General features: G+C 54.9%; 14 protein-coding genes. 6 read left to right on the top strand and 8 right to left on the bottom strand.

The window, feature by feature from the left end:
* Positions 1–49: 49 nt before the first annotated feature.
* Positions 50–2,782 carry an aconitate hydratase AcnA gene (acnA, locus tag HZS52_RS09590; RefSeq protein WP_141440679.1) on the bottom strand — a complete coding sequence of 911 codons (2,733 nt, stop codon included), beginning with the start codon at positions 2,780–2,782 and terminating at the stop codon, positions 50–52.
* Positions 2,783–3,054: 272 nt separating this feature from the next.
* Between acnA and trxB the strand changes: the two genes are divergently transcribed.
* Entirely contained in the window at positions 3,055–4,005 is a 951-nt protein-coding gene (trxB, locus tag HZS52_RS09595; RefSeq protein ID WP_022522012.1) for a thioredoxin-disulfide reductase, read from the top strand.
* A gap of 43 nt (positions 4,006–4,048) precedes the next feature.
* Here the strand turns inward: trxB and HZS52_RS09600 are convergent, their stop codons facing one another.
* A complete protein-coding gene (locus tag HZS52_RS09600; RefSeq protein ID WP_141440680.1) occupies positions 4,049–4,585 on the bottom strand; it encodes a GspH/FimT family pseudopilin in 537 nt (178 codons plus the stop codon).
* Positions 4,586–4,719: 134 nt separating this feature from the next.
* On the opposite strand from HZS52_RS09600, the gene thiO reads away from it, so the two are divergent.
* Positions 4,720–5,835, top strand: a complete 1,116-nt coding sequence (gene thiO, locus HZS52_RS09605; RefSeq protein ID WP_190374650.1) for a glycine oxidase ThiO — start codon at positions 4,720–4,722, stop codon at positions 5,833–5,835.
* Here the strand turns inward: thiO and HZS52_RS09610 are convergent.
* Positions 5,832–6,104: a PP0621 family protein gene (locus tag HZS52_RS09610; protein WP_022522015.1), complete on the bottom strand. Its 273-nt coding sequence runs from the start codon at positions 6,102–6,104 to the stop codon at positions 5,832–5,834. The two genes, thiO and HZS52_RS09610, sit on opposite strands and share 4 nt — an antisense overlap.
* A gap of 143 nt (positions 6,105–6,247) precedes the next feature.
* On the opposite strand from HZS52_RS09610, the gene HZS52_RS09615 reads away from it, so the two are divergent.
* Positions 6,248–7,882, top strand: a complete 1,635-nt coding sequence (locus tag HZS52_RS09615; RefSeq protein WP_190374651.1) for an NAD+ synthase — start codon at positions 6,248–6,250, stop codon at positions 7,880–7,882.
* 27 nt (positions 7,883–7,909) lie between these two features.
* On the opposite strand, the gene HZS52_RS09620 is transcribed toward HZS52_RS09615, so the two are convergent.
* The 4 genes from HZS52_RS09620 to HZS52_RS09630 all read right to left on the bottom strand — a co-directional run bounded on the left by HZS52_RS09620 (position 7,910) and on the right by HZS52_RS09630 (position 12,917).
* On the bottom strand, positions 7,910–10,066 hold the full coding sequence (locus HZS52_RS09620; protein ID WP_223828106.1) for a putative bifunctional diguanylate cyclase/phosphodiesterase: 2,157 nt from the start codon (positions 10,064–10,066) through the stop codon (positions 7,910–7,912).
* Between the two features lie 89 nt (positions 10,067–10,155).
* Positions 10,156–11,085 carry a methyl-accepting chemotaxis protein gene (locus tag HZS52_RS24710; RefSeq protein WP_317890282.1) on the bottom strand — a complete coding sequence of 310 codons (930 nt, stop codon included), beginning with the start codon at positions 11,083–11,085 and terminating at the stop codon, positions 10,156–10,158.
* Positions 11,086–11,187: 102 nt separating this feature from the next.
* Positions 11,188–11,865 carry an MCP four helix bundle domain-containing protein gene (locus HZS52_RS24715; protein ID WP_317890283.1) on the bottom strand — a complete coding sequence of 226 codons (678 nt, stop codon included), beginning with the start codon at positions 11,863–11,865 and terminating at the stop codon, positions 11,188–11,190.
* Between the two features lie 236 nt (positions 11,866–12,101).
* Complete coding sequence (locus HZS52_RS09630; protein ID WP_022522020.1) at positions 12,102–12,917, bottom strand: outer membrane protein assembly factor BamD; 816 nt, start codon at positions 12,915–12,917, stop codon at positions 12,102–12,104.
* A gap of 199 nt (positions 12,918–13,116) precedes the next feature.
* Between HZS52_RS09630 and rluD the strand changes: the two genes are divergently transcribed.
* The 3 genes from rluD (at position 13,117) to clpB (ending at position 17,592) form a co-directional block, all read left to right on the top strand.
* The gene (rluD, locus tag HZS52_RS09635; RefSeq protein WP_009287556.1) at positions 13,117–14,076 is read left to right on the top strand and encodes a 23S rRNA pseudouridine(1911/1915/1917) synthase RluD; all 960 of its coding nucleotides are present in this window, start codon (positions 13,117–13,119) and stop codon (positions 14,074–14,076) included.
* The gene (gene pgeF / locus HZS52_RS09640; RefSeq protein ID WP_041159232.1) at positions 14,073–14,828 is read left to right on the top strand and encodes a peptidoglycan editing factor PgeF; all 756 of its coding nucleotides are present in this window, start codon (positions 14,073–14,075) and stop codon (positions 14,826–14,828) included. Before rluD ends, pgeF begins: the two co-directional genes overlap by 4 nt.
* 166 nt (positions 14,829–14,994) lie before the next feature.
* Positions 14,995–17,592 (top strand): ATP-dependent chaperone ClpB, encoded by a 2,598-nt coding sequence (clpB, locus tag HZS52_RS09645; RefSeq protein ID WP_190374653.1) that lies wholly within the window; start codon positions 14,995–14,997, stop codon positions 17,590–17,592.
* Positions 17,593–17,679: 87 nt separating this feature from the next.
* Here the strand turns inward: clpB and HZS52_RS09650 are convergent, their stop codons facing one another.
* Entirely contained in the window at positions 17,680–19,059 is a 1,380-nt protein-coding gene (locus HZS52_RS09650) for a sugar porter family MFS transporter (protein ID WP_190374654.1), read from the bottom strand.
* Between the last annotated feature and the right edge of the window lie 117 nt (positions 19,060–19,176).

The following is a 19,176-nucleotide window of genomic DNA, read 5'->3' on the forward strand; positions in this document are numbered from 1 at the left end:
AAAGCCCCCACCGAGGTGGGGGCATGCAAGCATTGGTAGGTTTTACCCTTTAGGCTGCGCCGATCATCTTGCGCAACACGTAGTGAAGGATACCACCGTGGCGGTAGTAAGCCAGCTCGTTTACCGTATCAATTCGGCACTTGGCATCAACGCTACGTTCCCCGTCGGCATTTTTGATCACGATGTTGACCGTACCACCTGGCGTCAGGTCGCTTAAGCCGGCAATCGAAATCTCTTCATCGCCGGTTAATCCCAGCGTTGTACGGCTTTCGCCTTCGGCAAACTGCAGCGGTACAACGCCCATGCCGATCAGGTTAGAGCGGTGAATACGCTCGAAGGATTCAGCAATCACCGCGCGAACGCCCAGCAAACGGGTGCCTTTGGCCGCCCAATCCCGTGAGGAGCCGGTGCCGTACTCTTTACCGGCGATCACGACGAGCGGTTTGCCTTCCTCTTTGTACTTCATGGCCGCATCGTAAATGGCCATCTGCTCGCCGCTGGGTACGTGGCGTGTTTCACCGCCGACCACACCGTCGAGCATCTCGTTTTTGATCCGCACGTTGGCGAAGGTGCCGCGCATCATGACTTCATGGTTACCCCGGCGTGAGCCGTAGGAGTTGAAGTCGACCGGCCTGACGCCGTGTTCTTGCAGATAGCGCCCGGCGGGGCTGTCAGGCTTGATGGCACCGGCAGGGGAGATATGGTCGGTGGTCACCGAATCACCCAGCATGGCAAGCACGCGGGCACTGTGCACATCTTCGATGGCATCCGGCTCGCGGCCCATGCCTTCAAAGAAGGGCGGGTGCTGAATGTAGGTGGATTCAGGCCACTGATAGACCTTGCTTTCTGACACGTCGATGGCTTTCCAGACATCGTCACCCTCAAACACTGCGCCGTATTCTTTACGGAACATGGCGGTGTTGACCTGCTCGACGGCGCTGGCAATCTCGGCCTGACTGGGCCAGATATCTTTGAGGTAGACCGGGTCGCCGTTGCTATCTTTGCCCAACGGCGCCTGGGTAAGGTCAAGCTGGACATTACCCGCCAGGGCGTAAGCCACCACCAGGGGCGGCGAGGCCAGCCAGTTGGTTTTGACCAACGGGTGTACACGGCCCTCAAAGTTACGGTTACCGGAGAGCACCGAGGCCACGGCAAGATCGCCGCTGTTGATCGCTTTTTCGATCTCATCAGGCAGCGGGCCGGAGTTACCGATACAGGTGGTGCAGCCGTAGCCGACGAGGTTGAAGCCCAGTGCATCCAAGTCATCGTTTAATTCAGCGGCTTCCAGATAATCGGTGACCACTTTGGAACCTGGTGCTAAGGAGGTTTTCACCCAGGGCTTCGTGGTTAACCCCTTTTCACGCGCTTTACGTGCCAGCAGCCCAGCGGCCATCATCACGCTGGGGTTGGAGGTGTTGGTGCACGAGGTAATCGCCGCAATCACCACCGCCCCGGGGTCAAGGCTGAAATCATGGTCATCAAGCGTAACGGCCTGGCTGGTGTCATGCTCGAAGCTGCGCCTCACCCCCACGGCGGTTTGGCCGCCTTCAGAAGAGAGTTCCCCCTTTGCGTTGGCATCCGCGTTGACGTCTTCCTGCATGAACTTGTCAAAGGCCGCCGCCATGTCTTTCAGCGCCACGCGATCCTGCGGACGTTTGGGGCCGGCCAGGCTGGCCTCTACCTCGGTCATGTCCAGTGCTAGGGCGTCGGTGAAGATCGGCTCGTCATTAGGTTCACGCCACAGCCCTTGGGCCTTGCTATAGGCTTCCACCAGGGCGACTTGCTCATCTTCACGCCCCGTCAGGCGCATATAGTTCAGGGTTTCTTCATCCACTGGGAAGAAACCACAGGTAGCACCATACTCGGGGGCCATATTGGCGATCGTGGCACGATCCGCCAGCGGCAGGTCTTTCAAACCATCGCCGTAGAACTCGACAAATTTACCCACCACGCCTTTTTTACGCAGCATCTCGGTAACGGTGAGTACCAGGTCAGTGGCGGTAATACCTTCGCGTAGCTTGCCGGTTAATTTAAAGCCAATCACTTCGGGGATCAGCATCGACACCGGCTGACCGAGCATGGCCGCTTCGGCTTCAATACCGCCCACGCCCCAGCCAAGCACGCCCAGGCCGTTGATCATGGTGGTGTGAGAGTCAGTGCCCACGAGGGTGTCGGGGTAGGCAAAGGTCTTGCCGTCTTCGTCCTTTGTCCATACCGTTCTGCCTAGGTACTCCAGGTTGACCTGGTGACAAATACCGGTACCGGGGGGAACGACGCTAAAGTTATCAAACGCCTGCTGGCCCCAGCGCAGAAACTCATAGCGCTCGCGGTTGCGCTGCATTTCGATATCGACGTTCTCTTGAAATGCAGCCGGGTTGCCGAACTTATCGACCATTACCGAGTGGTCGATAACGAGATCGACGGGGGAAAGCGGGTTGATCTTCGCCGGGTCTTCGCCCAGCTTTTCTACTGCGGCGCGCATGGAGGCTAAATCCACCACGCCGGGCACGCCGGTAAAGTCCTGCATGAGTACCCGCGCCGGGCGGTAGCCGATTTCGCGGCTGGATTTGCCCTCGGCCTGCCAGTCGACCAGGGCCTGCATATCTTCCTGATCTACGCTTTCGTCGTCGGCGAAGCGCAGCTGGTTTTCGAGTAGAATCTTGAGCGTCTTGGGTAGCCGGTCAATGCTGCCCAGGGTCTCGGCCGCGTGGGGCAGGCTGTAGTAGTGATAGGTTTTACTACCAACCTCTAGGGTGTTTAGCGTATCGGGTATCTTGCTCATATCTCTCTCCTCTGGTTGCTGAGCGCAGCGCTCAGCATGACGGTCACGATCTTTCTTTAGTATAGATTTCCCCCCAGTATGGCGTTGATTTAGTAATAACACATGGGTCTTTGCACAGAGGCTTTCAAGGTTTCTTCGCCTAATAGCGTAGATGAAACCTTGCAATAGCTTGTACTTGGCACCATTTCAGGCAGACTCTGTGGCTAATTTTTTCAAAGCTATTAACACAGCTAGCGACAAAGCTATCAGTCAGATATTTACAAGGTGGTGTCATGGAAACTCGTCATGAGCGTTTGATTATTCTTGGATCCGGTCCCGCAGGCTATACGGCTGCCGTCTATGCTGCTCGGGCCAACCTGAAGCCGCTGCTAATTACCGGTATTCAGGCGGGTGGCCAACTGACCACCACAACCGATGTGGATAACTGGCCCGGCGACGCTCAAGGCGTGCAGGGGCCGGAATTGATGGAGCGTATGAAGCAGCATGCCGAACGTTTCAATACAGAGGTGCTGTTTGATCATATCAATGAGGTTAGCTTAAGCGAAAAACCGTTTACCTTAAAAGGCGATAGCGGCATTTATACCTGCGATGCGCTGATCGTGGCCACCGGCGCCAGTGCCCGTTACCTGGGTCTGCCCACTGAGCAGCAGTTTATGGGCCAAGGGGTGTCGGCCTGCGCTACCTGCGACGGTTTTTTCTACCGCAATCAGGAAGTCATTGTGGTTGGCGGCGGCAATACCGCCGTGGAAGAGGCGCTCTATCTCTCTAACATCGCTTCCAAAGTGACCCTGGTACACCGCCGTGACACACTGCGGGCGGAAAAAATCCTCCAAGATAAGCTTTTCGAGAAAGCTGAGGCGGGCAAAATCGTTCTTGAGTGGTTCCAGGAAGTCGAAGAAGTGCTCGGCGATAACTCCGGTGTTACAGGCGTTCGGGTTAAATCCACTAAAGATGGTTCAAGCAAAGAGATTCATGCGCCTGGACTGTTTATTGCCATTGGCCATAGCCCCAACACAGGGATCTTTGAAGGCCAGCTGGACATGAACGGCGGCTATATCAAAGTGCATTCAGGCCTTGAAGGGAATGCAACCGCGACTAGCGTACCGGGCGTATTTGCCTGCGGCGACGTGATGGATCACATTTATCGTCAAGCAATCACTTCAGCTGGCAGCGGCTGCATGGCAGCGCTGGATGCCGAGCGCTATTTAGACGGTATTGCTTAAAACCATTGTCACAACGCCGTGAATGAGTTGAAGCGCCTAATGATTAACAGTCGATAGGCGCTTCATCAATCCTTAGCCGCCCTAATTGGCTAAGTACCAGCTTTTTACCCTTAGAGCCCACGGCGCCGCTGGTTGAGCAAATAGCAAAACTGCCGTTATAACCGCTGGTATAGCCCAGCGGGCTGTAACGGATACGCGACCAGCCCCGGTTGTAGGTCACTTGTGTGCCTTGTTGCGCGGGCACAATGCGCAAAATGTCTTCTTCAGTGATGCTATCGGTTTTATTGCCCCACACAATCATAAGCTCTCCACCCCAGTCATTAGCGCAAGCCTCACGGTTCTGCGAGGCTGGGCAAAGCGTCAGCTGGCGGCGTTGGCTAATCGCTGTATTACGCGCGAACGAAAACGCACTCTGGAATCGATTGACCTCGCTAGTCTGTGCGGTACGCTCCCCCAATGCTTGAAAATTGGGTAGCCCCCAGGCGGCGATGATTCCAACCAACAGCAGGGTGATCAGTAGCTCGATCAGTGTAAACCCGCTTTCAGGTGTGGTGTGCGTCTTGACGTAAAAACTGCTCATCGCCTCTCCTCACTTGACCTTGTTATCGCCCGCGCTATGCTCACTCTCCTTTACCAGTAGCGAACATATCGTCGTTAATAGGTCATCCTAGGCGGCGCTACGCTTTTTTTATGTAAGCCAAAACGGACAATTTTGTGAGCGATTTCTTAATTATTGGCGGCGGCGTGATCGGTATGATGACAGCGCTGCAGTTAGCCGATGCCGGTCACCAGGTCACACTGGTTGATCGTGGTGAGTGCGGTAAAGAGGCATCCTGGGCGGGTGGTGGTATCGTTTCGCCGCTCTATCCCTGGCGCTACGACTCTGCGGTATCGCAACTTTCCCGCTGGTCGGAAGGCGTTTACCCCTCTTTGGTCCTTCGCTTATTGGAAGAGACCGGTATTGACCCCGAATATCGTCAAAAAGGGCTGCTCTACCTAAATGTGGACGATGCCGACCAAGCGCTGCAATGGGCACGCCAGCTGGGGAAACCGCTAGAGCGGGTAGGGGCAGACTTTGTTCACGCTAAAGAACCTGGTGTGGCAATGGCTGACGATAGCGCGCTATGGATGCCGACGCTGGGCAGTGTGCGCAATCCGCGTTTAGCCAAGGCGTTGAAGGCGCGGTTAGCGGCGATGCCCCAGGTAACGCTGAAAGAGCAGTGCGAGGTTAGTGGTTTTATTCAACAGGGTGGCAAAGTAGAGGGCATCGTTGAAGGCGTGGTGACGTCTCAGGGGCTGATAACGGCTGAACGCATTATTGTTTGCGGCGGCGCTTGGGCTGCGCAGCTCTTGTCGCAGTTGAATGTGCAGTTGCCGGTAAGACCCGTTAAAGGTCAGATGATCGCTTACCAAGCACCCAAAGGGTTGGTGCAGCGCGTGGTGTTAAAAGATGGGCGCTATATTATTCCGCGTGCAGATGGCTTGCTATTGGTCGGTTCTACATTGGAAGAGGCGGGGTTTGACAAGAGCACCGATGAGGCGGCATTGGCGTCGCTAAAACAGAGTGCTGAAGCTATCCTGCCCGTTTTGGCAACGTGCCCGGTAGCGCACCAGTGGGCCGGCCTGCGGCCTGGATCCCCAACGGGCATTCCCTTTATCGGCGCGCTGCCTGAATGGAGTAACGTCTTCGTCAATGCCGGGCACTATCGCAACGGTTTGGTGCTGGCGCCTGCCTCGACCCATTTACTGGTGGATCAACTGCTGGGGCGCGAGCCACTAATTGACCCCGCGCCTTACCAACTTACGCCAGAGCGACTAATACAGGCTTAAGGTGTGCCGTCTTTATCCTGCTGCTCCTGCAGGTAGCGGTCGCGATGGGCGCTGGAGCAGAACCATTGCTCCTGGTCACGCAGTGCTTCGTCTTCAGGAACGTGGACCTCACACCAGCGGCAGCGCACCATTTTGCCACCCTCGTGGCGGTTGACTTTTTTATGCTGCGCTTCATGCTCAAGCTTACGTTGCCGGTATATGCCGTATAGCTTTAAACCGGCATAGAATATAACGGCGAAGATAATCAGCCGAATGATCAAGAGGTTCATCCTTTTGTGTCTCCCAAAGTGGGAATCTAGGCACAAGGCGTTAGGATAGACCCGCAGCCTTTGCCAGTTGGCGGCCCTTGCGGGACAATACGACTATGTTGGTGTAACCCTATTTTAAAGATTCTCAAGAGATTTTGACGCCCATGCAAGACTTAACGCTGGTAATGGCCCAACTCGATCCTCTGGTCGGGGATATTCCCGGCAATGCCGCACGCGCGATTGAAGCAGTGCGCGAAGCGCGGATTGAGCATGGGGCGGATATTGTTGTCTTTCCAGAGCTTTTTTTGTCAGGCTACCCACCGGAAGACCTGCTGCTGCGCCCCTCAATGGAAACCCGCCTGCGTGAAGCTCGTGCGCTAATGGCATCGAAGGTTGCCAGTGATGTGTTGGTGATCATTGGCTATCCCGGCGTGCGGGAAGGCCGCTGTTACAACTTGGCGGGCCTGCTTTACAACGGTCAGTGGGAAGCTGAGTACGCCAAGCAGGCGCTGCCTAACTACCAAGTGTTCGATGAGCAGCGCTATTTCACGCCCGGCACTGAAACGCTGGTGTATGAGCATAAAGGCGCCAAACTGGGCATCGTGATCTGCGAAGACCTATGGGATGGCGCGCCGGTTAAGGCCGCTGCACAAGCGGGTGCTGAGGTACTGGTTTCCTTGCACGCCTCTCCCTATCACCAGGACAAGCCCGCGGAACGGCTGCGCCTGTTGGAGAAACACGCTCAGGATACGCAGCTTCCAATTGTGTATGTGAACACCATCGGTGGCCAAGATGAACTGGTCTTTGATGGCGGCTCTTGCTGCGTTAACGCCAGCGGTGAGCTGCAGGTGCTGGCACCGTATTGGCAGGCGGGCCTGATGCCGGTTCAGTTTTTGCAAACTAGCGCGACGGTCTGGGAACCCCAAGCCGGAGAGGTTGACCCCGAGGTAGAACCGGAAGAGAGCCTTTACTGTGCGTTAGTTACCGGGCTGCGCGATTACGTCAACAAGAGCGGTTTTGAGGGCGTGGTGTTGGGGCTTTCCGGCGGTATCGACTCAGCGCTTTCGCTGGCGATTGCGGTTGACGCACTGGGCCCTCAACGGGTGCAGGCGGTGATGATGCCGTACCACTACACCGCGGATATCTCCAAGCAGGATGCTGCAGAACAGGCCAAAATGCTCGGCGTCCACTATGAGATCATGCCGATCGAGCCCATGGTAGAAGCCTTTATGGGCACGCTGGCAGAGAGCTTCGCGGGAACTGAGCGAGATACCACCGAAGAGAACCTACAGTCCCGCTGTCGCGGCGTACTGCTGATGGCGATCTCCAATAAAAAAGGCTTGATGGTACTGACGACTGGTAACAAGAGCGAAATGGCGGTGGGCTACGCCACGCTGTATGGCGATATGGTGGGCGGTTTTAATGCCATCAAAGACGTGTATAAAACCTGGGTGTATCGCTTGGCTCGCTGGCGCAATACGCAATCACCTGCGATCCCCGAGCGGGTCATTGAGCGCCCACCCAGTGCGGAGCTGGCGCCGGATCAGCAGGATAGCGACTCTTTACCCGATTACGACGTGCTCGACGCTATCTTATTAAGCTATATCGAAGGCGACATGAGCGCTGAAGCGATCATCGCTGGTGGCTTTGACGCTGAGGACGTCTATAAAGTGGTGAAGCTGGTTGACCGCTGCGAGTATAAGCGCCGCCAGGCGCCCATTGGTGTCCGGGTGACGCCGCGGGGCTTTGGTCGCGACCGCCGCTATCCGATCGTCAACGGCTGGCAGCCCGGCGAGTAAGCCTTTATGACGGGGGCTACCTCCGTATTAGGCGAGCATTGGTGGTGCAGCCAAACTGCGCTGTACCATCTCTGCAGCGGATACCGGCTTGCAAAAATAATATCCTTGGAAGGCATGACACTGGTGTTCGTTTAGGTGGCGCCAGTGCTCTTGGTTTTCGACACCTTCGGCGATAACCTGCAACCCGAGCGAACGCCCCATGGCAATAATGGTTTGTACGATGGCCTTATCGTCCGTGTCTTTATGCAGGTTGCGCACAAACGATTGATCGATTTTGATTTGATCTAAAGGGAGCCGTTTGAGGTACTGCAACGACGAGTAGCCAGTGCCGAAATCGTCCAAGGAAAAGCTAACTCCCAGCGCTTTGAGCTGGTGCATGCGGGCAATGATGTCATCTATTTCGCCAATCATAGTACTTTCTGTCAGCTCCAGCTTTAGCCGGTGGGCCGGAGCACCGCTTTTGGTTAGCACGCCGCAAACGGTGTCCACGAAGTCGGGCTGTTGAAACTGTTTGGCGCTGACGTTGACTGCTAATGTTAGATGCTGCGTGTTTTCGTCATTTGCCCAGATGACTAACTGTTCACAGGCTGTTTCGAGTACCCAGTTGCCAATCGGCATGATTAGACCCGTTTCCTCAGCTAGGGGGATAAAAGTACCCGGCGAGACAAACCCATGACGCGGGTGTTGCCAGCGGATCAATGCTTCTGCGCCAATCGCCCGCCCAAGGCTGTCTACCTGCATTTGATAGACGAGTATAAATTCATCTCGCTCAATAGCCAGCCGCATATCATGCTCTAACTCAATGCGGGCTTCTAAATCGGCTTGTACCTTTGGGTCGTAAAAACGAATGTTATTGGGGCCTGATTTTTGGGCTAAGTGAACGGCAGCGTTGGTATATTGAAACAAGTTGTCGACCGTGTGCTGTGGCCCGTTAAACAATGCAATACCCATGCTCAAACTAAGAAAATGTTCTTGCCCTTCTAGCTGGAAAGGCTGATTGAGTTTGTGCTGTATCTGTTCGGCCAATGCCTCGGCTTTTTCGGCCGCTTTTAGGTGTTCTCCAGCCAGGCCGTCTAATATGACCATGAACTCATCGCCGCCAAGGCGGCCAATGGTGGCGCCTTCGACTTGTAGGTCGGTAAGGCGCTGGGCAATAAGCTTGAGGAGGTTATCGCCCACGCGATGGCCGCTGCTATCGTTGATGCGCTTGAAGTTATCCATCCCCAGATACACTAGCGCGCCAAATGTGCTGGCCTGTTGGTTGGTATCCAACGAATGCTGTAGATGCTCTTTCATCAAGCGCCAGTTAGGTAGTTTAGTTAGCGTATCGTAATAGGCGAGCCGGTGAATCTTTTGCTCGGCTTCACGGCGCTGCTGCTCGGAATCCTTGAGCGCGATCAATGCGGTGGCAATCCGCTTCAAGGGGCCGCTATGCTGCTGTCTCATCTGCTCAATAGCGTGGAAGTCCGGCAACGGCTGTCGGCGCTTAGAAAGCGATAAAATAGCGTCTCCCACTACCATCAACCGTTTATTGATGCGCCAGGAAGCAAAAAATGCTGCGCTGATAAGCACACCCATCATGGCAATGCCCAGCCAGATGGTGGTGCTATGAGAGCGTGTAAGTGCATCAAATGAAAGGTCATGACGCTCCTTGGCACGCAGGGTTAAGGCTTCGAATATTTGCTGGGAGAATAGCGTAAAGGTGTTGAAGTGGTTTTGCGCTTCTTTGAGGAAGAGGGCGGGGTCGCCCAGTTCTCGTGCTGCTGACTCATTGGCCATACTGACAAAACGCTGATATTGCCGGAACGCACTTTGAAGGGCGGCGGTACTGTCCTGGCTTAAGTCGATAAGCAGGGGGGAGGTCGCCAGGGTGTCCACGCTTTGGCCGATCTGGTTAAGCTCTTGCGCAATCTGACTGTAGGCCGTATAGCGTTGCGAAGTACTTAGCTTTGTTACTTCAGTGTCGATCAATAAAGCAGTGATACGTTGGTGTAAGTCGCTAAGCTGGCGATCAAAGGTCGCCATTTGAACCAAAGTGTCTAAATCATTGGTCTGTAAAAGGTTGCTTTGCTGCGACTGTTCTTCCAGCACCTTCATGGCGATTGTCAGCATCAGCAGGGCAGGTAGTACCACCATTAAAATAGGTAACAAAAAAACCATTAAAAGGCTTTGGGTGGATTTCATTACAACCTCGGGCAAGGCAATAAAGAACGGCTCCTAACCCTTAGGAGCCATTTCTCTCTACACTATAAACGGCCAAAATCGTTATTAGTTTAGAAGTTTTCCCACTTAGGTTCGCTTGGCTGAGGTTTCGCAGCCGCGAGTGTAGGTTTGTTAGTGCCTGGAATGCGTGCAGGTGCAGGTGCCAATGCAGTGTGCTGCGGCTGTGCATTTTGAAGGGTCTTCGGCAGCTTGAAGACTTCCATGGCATGCAGTAGAGAGTGGGCATTCTGACGTAGGTTATTGGCGGAGGTGGCGCTCTCTTGTACGAGTGCGGCGTTCTGCTGAGTGACTTGATCCATCTCGGTCACCGCCCGGCCCACTTCTTGTACACCGGTACTCTGCTCAGCACTGGCGTAACTAATCTCCTTCATGATACTGGTTACCCGCTCGATAGCCGCGACAATCTCTTCAGTCGATTTACTGGCTTCTTCAGCGCGCTCATTGCCGTGGTTTACCCGCTCAAGGTTGCTGGAAATCAGAGCGTTAATTTCGCGTGCCGCATCGGCACTGCGCTGGGCGAGCCTGCGTACCTCTTCCGCGACTACTGCGAACCCCCGGCCGTGCTCGCCTGCACGGGCGGCTTCGACCGAGGCGTTAAGCGCCAGAATGTTGGTTTGGAAAGCAATTGCATCGATAGTGGAGATGATACCGGCAATTTCCTGTGAGCTTTTGTTGAGATCATTCATGGTAGCAACGACCTGACTAACCGCTTCACCACCTTGCTTGGCTGTACTGGACGCGCTGGTAGCCTGTTGGCTGGCCTGCTCGGAATTATCAGCATTCAGTTTTACCGTGCTGTTGAGTTGCTCCATTGCCGAGGCCGTTTCCGCTAGTGCACTTGCCTGCTGCTCGGTGCGTGAAGAGAGGTCGTTATTGCCTTCAGCAATTTGCTCGCTGTTGCTGGCCACCGCCTCCGCTGAGGCGCGCACCTGGGTCACAATGGTTTGTAGCTGATGCGCCATCGCGACCTGTGACGCCATGATGCTGCGGGTGTCGCCCTTCTTAAGCTGCCCATGACTGGTTAGCTCGCCGCGGCCAATCGCTTCCGCAAACGCTTTGACTTCGTGGGGCTCTGCGCCCAGTTAACGCAGTAGCTGGCGGGATAAAAACACTGCAATCAAGCCGCCAACCAGTAAAGCGAACAGTGTTAGCCCCAGCATCTGCATCTGGAAGCCGGAGGCGGTATCGCGGGCTGTTACCGTGGTGGTGTCGTTCAGTGCTTGCTGAAGCTCGATAAACTGATTAATGCGATTAAGCCACTCGGCGTAAGCAGGCCCCGCTTCTTCGAGTAACAGTGTCTGTGCATCGGCAAATTGATCCTTTTGGCGAAACTCCATGACTTGCTGGGTGAGTGACAGGGTTGTGGCGGCTTGGGCGTCAATGCTGTCTAGAATGTTTCGCTCTTCTTGGCCGCTGGGGTACTCGCTAGACACTTGATGTTCGCCTTCGGATGCCGTCACGTAGTCACTGCTTAGGCGCTCCATTTCACTGCGTAAAGCATCTAACCGAGTATCGTCTTGGGTGAGTACCACATCGCGCAGGGCAATGGCTCTATCATGCACGCTGCCGCGCATATCTACTGCAAACCCAAGCTTGGTACCGTTAACATCATTAATGGTCGTTAAGTCGCGATCAATTTGATTGACTTGGTAAATACCTACGGCTGTTAGCAAAACCAACAGCCCGAGTAAGGCAGAAAAACCGAGCGTTAAACGCGTGCTTATTTTGGTGTTGCTGGAACCGGCGTTAAGAAGTGGCATTGATTGCTCCCTTAGGCGCCGTTAAGACGCTTTATCATGTAAGACGAGCTAATTATACCCTGTTGTACAATGTTTGTATAGAAAATAGTGTTATCTGTATAATATTACCATTCTGTTTGTATTTTCCCCTTTAAAGTTATTCGCTTACTGTTCTTTTTGAATAAAAAAACCACGCCGAGGCGTGGTTTGGTAGGTAAGTGTTGTACAGCTTTTAGCGATTGAAAGCTCGCAATGGTTTAATCATTTTGACCTAAATGCTTGGGAACAAAGCGGCTGCCCTGCAATTGCTCATGATCAGGCGCGTTCTCGCGCAGTACTGCGAGGACTTCATTGGCGCGGTCATCCATGTCTAGGCCTTGATAGCCTTCCACCATGGTGGCTAGGGCATCCCGGGTAGCGTTCGACTCTGGGTAGTTTTCGATTACCCAGCGGCCGCGTTCAACCGCTGCTAGATAAGCGCCGCGGCGCAGGTAGTAATCGGCAACGTGCAGTTCATGGCGGGCCATCAACTCACGTAAGTAGACGATACGTTGCTGGGCATCAGCAGCGTATTCACTCTGCGGATAACGCTGAATCAGCTCGCGGAAGTCATTGTAGGCATCACGGGAAGCGCCCAAATCACGCTTGGAAATATCAATCAGGCGTAGGCGCTCCAGGCTGAAGCGGCCTGCTTGCCAGGCGGAAAGACCACGCAGGTAGTACGCGTAATCCACCTGGGGATGGTCAGGATGAAGGCGAATAAAGCGGCTAGCCGCTGCCCGGGCTTCTTCCCAATCGCTGTTTTCATAGTAGGCATAGATCAGCTCGAGCTGTGCTTGCTCAGCATGGACACCAAACGGGTAGCGGGTATCGAGTGCTTCTAAACGCTCTATCGCAATCGGGTAGCGGTTGCTGTCGAGGGCTGTGCGGGCCAGCTCATAGAGCTCACGCTCCTGAACCCCAGCAAATTCATCGTCCTCTTCTTCACTTGTATCGTTACTCGCACAGCCCGCTAGAAGGGCAAGGCTTAGGGCTAGAGCACCAAAGCGGTTGGCAGCTGAAATAACGCGCATCATCATCCTCGTTGCAAACAAGCCTCGATCACCAAAAAGCGACGATGGCCATAAGTAGAAATGGTAGAATAGGTCGCAGTCCGCCCACTATAAAACACCTCGGCTCAAAACGCAGGCTTAGCGACGTTTCGTCGGGTGTCGTCACAGCTTATTTTTCCATGTCGGGGCTGGGGGTTTTTGCGTCTAAAAGAGGTTTTTCATGTCTCGAACAGTTGAAGACACGCAGCGCGTGCCCGCTACGTTGGCCGGTGCGCGATTAGACCAAGCGGCGGCTGAGTTGTTCAGCGATTACTCCCGCGAACGCTTAAAAGCGTGGATTAACGCTGGTGAGTTGACGGTGGACGGCGCGCAAGCCAAGCCGAAAGCCAAGCTGCATGGCCATGAAGTGTTGGCGCTTCAGGCCACCATCGAAGACGATACGCGCTTTGAAGCCCAGGACATTGCGCTGGATATCGTTTACGAAGACGACACGGTGATGGTCATCAACAAAGCTGCCGGTATGGTGGTGCATCCTGCCGCAGGCAACCCGGATGGCACACTATTGAATGCACTACTGCATCACCAGCCGTCGCTTGCCGAAGTGCCCCGGGCTGGCATTGTTCACCGTTTGGATAAAGATACGACCGGTTTGATGATGGTAGCGAAAACGCTGCCCGCCCAAACGGCTCTGGTTGAACAGTTGCAGGCGCGCAGTGTGTCGCGTCAGTACGATGCTGTGGTGATTGGTAAGCCGGTGTCGGGTAGTACCATTGACGCACCCATTGGTCGTCACCCTAAAGACCGTAAACGCCAGGCCGTGACGGCTTCGGGTAAACCTGCCATTACCCATTTTCGCGTGGTTGAGCGCTTCCGTGCTCACACTCATGTGCGCTGTAAGTTGGAAACGGGACGTACCCACCAAATTCGCGTGCACATGGCCCATGCTCGCTATCCGTTAATTGGTGACCCCATGTATGGTGGTCGTGCCAAATTACCACCGGGGGCTGCTGAGCCGCTGAAAGAGATCCTGCGTGAGTTCCCTCGTCAGGCCCTTCACGCGCGTAAGTTGATTTTCAAACATCCGGTAAGCGGCGAAACATTAACGTTTCAGGCAGACCTCCCTGATGATTTGTTAATGTTGTTGGATTACCTGCGCGAAGATAATGAGACTATGCGATGAGCGATGCCATTAATTTACGGCCAACGCTTTTAGTGCCCGACTGGCCAGCGCCGACCAATGTGCGTGCCTTTGTGACGACCCGTGAATCGGGGCCTAGCCAGGGTGATTTCGCTGCCTTTAACCCCGCCTCCCATGTCGGCGATAATGCTGACCATGTGGCGTTGTGTCGTCGTTTGCTGCAAAAGGAAATTGGCGATGAGCGGCCTCTGTTGTGGCTGAACCAGACCCACGGCGCCCGTGTGCAGCAGTGTTATCAGCCCGAGGCTGCCGACGCGGATGCAGCCCTTGCGACCTCCAATGAGTACGCATGCGTCGTACTGACGGCAGACTGCCTGCCGGTGATGTTCTGCAATCGAGCGGGTACCCAGGTGGCGGTTGCTCATGCCGGTTGGCGCGGTTTGGCGGGCGGTGTGCTGGAAGCAACCATTGCCGCGATGAACACTGACCCAGACGATATTCTGGTGTGGTTAGGGCCTGCTATCTCCAACGCTCAATTTGAGGTTGGCCCTGAGGTTTACGGCGCCTTTGTTGCCGTTCACCCGGATACCGCTGACGCCTTTGACCATAGCCCTTACCGGTTGGGGCATTATATGGCCGACTTATACCGGCTGGCGCGCTTTCGGTTAGAGGCACTGGGCGTCAATCACATAAGCGGCGGCCACTTCTGTACTGCCTGCGAGTCGCGCTTCTACTCCTTCCGTCGTGATGGTGGCAAAACCGGGCGAATGGCAAGCGTGATCTGGATCAATTAATGTGAATTAAAGCTTCCATAAGTCAGCGGTTTACACTGCCACCTCTTGAAAAGCATGGAACTGACGCCATTTAACTTGTCAAGCTAATAGTGATTTAGCACGTCTAATGACACGTTATCGGGTCACGCGGTGCGTCCAAACGCACGGCTACCCCAGGAGGAATTCCATGCGTTTTGATAAATTTACCGCCAAGCTTCAAAGTGCGATTGCCGAAGCGCAGTCGCTGGCCGTTGGCCGCGGTCATAATCAGCTAGACCCAGCGCACTTGCTGCTGGCCCTGCTTGACACCAAAGACACCGGTATTAAAGCCCTGATTGAAAAAGCCGAGGGCAATCCTTCGCGTCTGCGCGATGGGTTGGTGCAGCAGTTGGATAACCTACCCAAGGTGGGGCAGTTCGACGGCGAAGTGCAGCCATCGCGGGACTTCATCAAGCTTTTTAACTTAACCGATCGCGAAGCGCAGAAGCGCGGTGATCAGTTTATCGCCAGTGAACTCGTTCTATTGGCAGCGCTGGAAATGAATTCAGCGATTACCAAGCTGCTTAAAGACGCGGGGATTAACCGTAAATCTCTTGAAGCCGCCATTAATAGCCTGCGTGGCGGTGCTACCGTCGACGATGCCAACGCCGAAGATCAGCGCGAAGCGCTCAATAAATACACCATGGATCTTACCCAGCGCGCGCTGGACGGCAAGCTCGACCCGGTGATCGGCCGCGACGACGAAATTCGCCGTACCATTCAAGTGCTGCAGCGGCGTACCAAGAACAACCCGGTGTTAATCGGTGAGCCGGGGGTGGGTAAAACCGCCATTGTCGAGGGGTTGGCCCAGCGCATCGTTAACGGCGAAGTGCCGGAAGGCTTAAAAGAGAAGCGCGTGCTCTCGCTGGATATGGGCTCGCTATTGGCGGGTGCCAAATTCCGTGGCGAGTTTGAAGAGCGCTTGAAAGCGGTACTTAAGGAGCTTTCCCAGGAAGAAGGCCGGGTGATCCTGTTTATTGACGAGCTGCACACCATGGTCGGCGCAGGCAAAGCCGAAGGTGCGATGGACGCGGGCAATATGCTCAAGCCCGCCTTGGCCCGCGGCGAGCTGCACTGCGTGGGTGCGACCACCCTTGATGAGTACCGCAAGTACATTGAGAAAGACGCCGCCTTGGAGCGCCGCTTCCAGAAAGTGCTGGTTGATGAGCCTTCTGAAGAGGACACCGTGGCGATCCTGCGCGGCTTGAAAGAGCGCTACGAAGTGCACCACGGCGTGGATATTACCGACTCGGCGATTATTGCCGCAGCCAAGCTCTCGACCCGCTATATCACTGATCGTCAGTTGCCCGATAAGGCCATTGACCTGATCGACGAAGCCGCCTCGCGGATTCGTATGGAGCTGGACTCCAAGCCAGAGGCGATGGATCGCCTTGATCGCCGTCTGATCCAGCTCAAAATGGAGCGTGAGGCGCTTAAGAAAGAGACCGACGAGGCCACCAAAAAACGCCTGGAGGCACTCAATACCCAGATTCACGAGCTAGAGCGCGAATACGCGGATCTTGATGAAATCTGGAAAGCTGAGAAAGCCAGTATTCAAGGGGCTGCTCAGTTTAAAGCTGAGCTTGAGCAGGCACGCATTGACCTTGAACAGGCCCGTCGTCAGGGCGACTTAGGTCGGATGTCGGAAATTCAGTACGGTAAGATTCCAGAACTGGAGAAGAAGATTGCCGAAAGCGGGGAAGGTGAAGCGGACACCTCAAGCCATCAGTTGCTGCGTTCTAACGTCACTGAAGAAGAGATCGCCGAGGTGGTTTCCCGCTGGACGGGCATTCCGGTCTCCAAAATGCTGGAAGGCGAGCGCGATAAGCTCCTGCGTATGGAAGAAGCGTTGCACCAGCGGGTGATTGGCCAGGATGAGGCCGTCGAGGCAGTGGCCAATGCGGTACGCCGCTCCAGGGCCGGGCTTTCTGACCCTAACCGCCCCAACGGTTCGTTTCTGTTCCTCGGCCCCACCGGGGTGGGTAAAACCGAACTGTGTAAGTCGCTGGCGAACTTCCTCTTCGATACCGAAGAGGCGATGGTGCGTATCGATATGTCGGAGTTTATGGAGAAGCACTCCGTGGCCCGCTTGATCGGTGCGCCTCCTGGCTACGTCGGATACGAAGAGGGTGGTTACCTGACCGAAGCCGTGCGCCGCAAGCCTTACTCGGTGCTGCTGCTGGATGAGGTGGAGAAAGCCCACCCGGATGTCTTCAACATCCTGCTGCAGGTATTGGAAGATGGCCGCTTAACCGACGGCCAGGGCCGCACGGTGGATTTCCGCAACACCGTGATCGTGATGACCTCGAACATGGCCTCTGACATTATCCAGCGCATGGGTGGTGACGTCAGTGCTGATAAAGACAGCGACTATGAGTCGATGAAAAACATGGTCATGGAGGTGGTGGGTAACCACTTCCGGCCTGAGCTCATCAACCGCATCGATGAAGTGGTGGTGTTCCACGCCCTGGGCCAAGAGCAGATTCAAGCCATTGCCGGTATTCAGTTGGAGCGTTTGAAAGTGCGCCTTGCCGAGCACGACCTGAAGCTTGAGGTCAGCCCAGAGGCCATGGAGCAACTGGCGGTGGTGGGCTTCGACCCTGTGTACGGGGCGCGGCCACTCAAGCGGGCGATTCAGAGCCGTATCGAGAACCCGCTGGCGCAAGACCTGCTGGGTGGCAAATTTGCCCCTGGCGATACTATCCATATCAACGCAGAAGAGGGTAAGTTGGTGTTTAGCTCATAATTGAGCTGCCACTTCGGCTAATTGAGTAGGTAAAAAGCCTCGCTAGCTTTGCTGGCGAGGCTTTTTTATTGGCTTCTTGTGGGTGGGTCAGACTTTAACTCTGGCACCTGATAGATGAACCCTACGTAGTTTGACGTCGTTACCTACCAAGTGTTTTTGCAGTTCTTCAAGAGAAACATTGCGTGTTTCCGGCATCAGGATCAGCACGAATACTAATTGCAGCAACATCATGATGGCGAAGAAGGCGAACACCGGGCCACCACTAAAAGTGCCCAGTACCCAAGGCATGACCAGGGTAATCAAAGCTGCGAAGACCCAGTGGATTGAGCTGCCAAAGGATTGACCGCGAGCACGCACATGGTTGGGGAACACCTCTGCAATGAAGACCCAGATCACCGCCCCCTGACTGATAGCATGGGCAGCAATAAACAGGGCCAGTAGCAGCGGCACCTCGATACCGCCCAGGGAATCGGTAAAGAAGGCACGTGAGATCAGAACTAATGACAACAGGTACCCTGCGGAACCGATGAATAGGAGTGTGCGCCGTCCGAACCGGTCGATCAGCGACATCCCGATCATGGTGAAGACCAGATTGACTAAACCAATGCCCGCGGTGGACAGCAGTGCCGCTTGGCTGCCGAGCTGAGCGGCCTCAAGCACGCGTGGCGCGTAGTAGATGATGAAGTTGATACCCGACAACTGATTGAAGAAGGCGATCAGAAAGGCAAGTAGGATCGGCAGCCGATAGCGGCGAGAGAAGAAGCGTGCATTAGCGGAGCGCTCCTCGTTCTCGGCGGCTCGCATGGTGGCAATTTCCGCATCAACATCCACGTCTGGGTCGATCATCCGCAGCACGCGACTTGCTTCTTTGACGTCATTGCGCTTGAGGATGAGCCAGCGTGGGCTACGCGGAACACGGGTAATCATCAGAGTGTAAATCAGAGCCGGAATGGCCTCGATGCCGAGCATCCAGCGCCAGGCGATATCCCCCTCTATCATACTGCCGATGACATAGTTGGAAACGAACGCCATGAGGATACCGAAGACGATATTGAACTGGTACATGGCCACCAGCACACCCCGATGTCGAGGTGGGGCAATCTCGGAAATATAAATCGGGGCGGCGACTGAAGAGACGCCCACACCAATGCCACCGATGAGGCGGAAGAGGGCGAAGACCCAGGGGTCGGTGGCCACGGCGGATCCTATCGCCGATACCAAGTACAGAACACCAATCAACAGCAGAGTCATGCGTCGACCAAGGTGGTCGGTAGGCCAGTTACCGAAGATGGCGCCAAGTACAGTGCCCCATAAAGCCATCGACATGATCAACAGACCATGCTGCAGATCACTGAGGCCCCAGAGTGCTTGAATGGGCTTGTCGGCCCCAGAAATTACTGCCGTATCAAAGCCGAACAGGAAGCCGGCTAGTGCCACGGTAACGGACCATTGCACAATGCGTGACATGAGCTTTTCCTCGCGCTACTTGTTGCTGTAGTAGGTCAGTTGGCTGACCCTTCGTTGTTTGATGAATCGATTCACCTAATAAGTGCTAACTGTCTCCAAATAGGCTGAATTTAGAAA

The sequence above is a fragment of the Vreelandella titanicae genome (genome assembly GCF_014697095.1).
GTDB lineage: Bacteria > Pseudomonadota > Gammaproteobacteria > Pseudomonadales > Halomonadaceae > Vreelandella > Vreelandella titanicae.

Excerpts from the sequence above, each read along its gene's own strand:
- acnA (WP_141440679.1), bottom strand. The coding sequence starts at position 2,782 with ATGAGCAAGATACCCGATACGCTAAACACCCTAGAGGTTGGTAGTAAA.
- trxB (WP_022522012.1), top strand. The coding sequence starts at position 3,055 with ATGGAAACTCGTCATGAGCGTTTGATTATTCTTGGATCCGGTCCCGCA.
- HZS52_RS09600 (WP_141440680.1), bottom strand. The coding sequence starts at position 4,585 with ATGAGCAGTTTTTACGTCAAGACGCACACCACACCTGAAAGCGGGTTT.
- HZS52_RS09610 (WP_022522015.1), bottom strand. The coding sequence starts at position 6,104 with ATGAACCTCTTGATCATTCGGCTGATTATCTTCGCCGTTATATTCTAT.
- HZS52_RS09615 (WP_190374651.1), top strand. The coding sequence starts at position 6,248 with ATGCAAGACTTAACGCTGGTAATGGCCCAACTCGATCCTCTGGTCGGG.
- HZS52_RS09620 (WP_223828106.1), bottom strand. The coding sequence starts at position 10,066 with ATGAAATCCACCCAAAGCCTTTTAATGGTTTTTTTGTTACCTATTTTA.
- HZS52_RS24710 (WP_317890282.1), bottom strand. The coding sequence starts at position 11,085 with ATGGCGTCACAGGTCGCGATGGCGCATCAGCTACAAACCATTGTGACC.
- HZS52_RS24715 (WP_317890283.1), bottom strand. The coding sequence starts at position 11,865 with ATGCCACTTCTTAACGCCGGTTCCAGCAACACCAAAATAAGCACGCGT.
- HZS52_RS09630 (WP_022522020.1), bottom strand. The coding sequence starts at position 12,917 with ATGCGCGTTATTTCAGCTGCCAACCGCTTTGGTGCTCTAGCCCTAAGC.
- rluD (WP_009287556.1), top strand. The coding sequence starts at position 13,117 with ATGTCTCGAACAGTTGAAGACACGCAGCGCGTGCCCGCTACGTTGGCC.
- pgeF (WP_041159232.1), top strand. The coding sequence starts at position 14,073 with ATGAGCGATGCCATTAATTTACGGCCAACGCTTTTAGTGCCCGACTGG.
- clpB (WP_190374653.1), top strand. The coding sequence starts at position 14,995 with ATGCGTTTTGATAAATTTACCGCCAAGCTTCAAAGTGCGATTGCCGAA.
- HZS52_RS09650 (WP_190374654.1), bottom strand. The coding sequence starts at position 19,059 with ATGTCACGCATTGTGCAATGGTCCGTTACCGTGGCACTAGCCGGCTTC.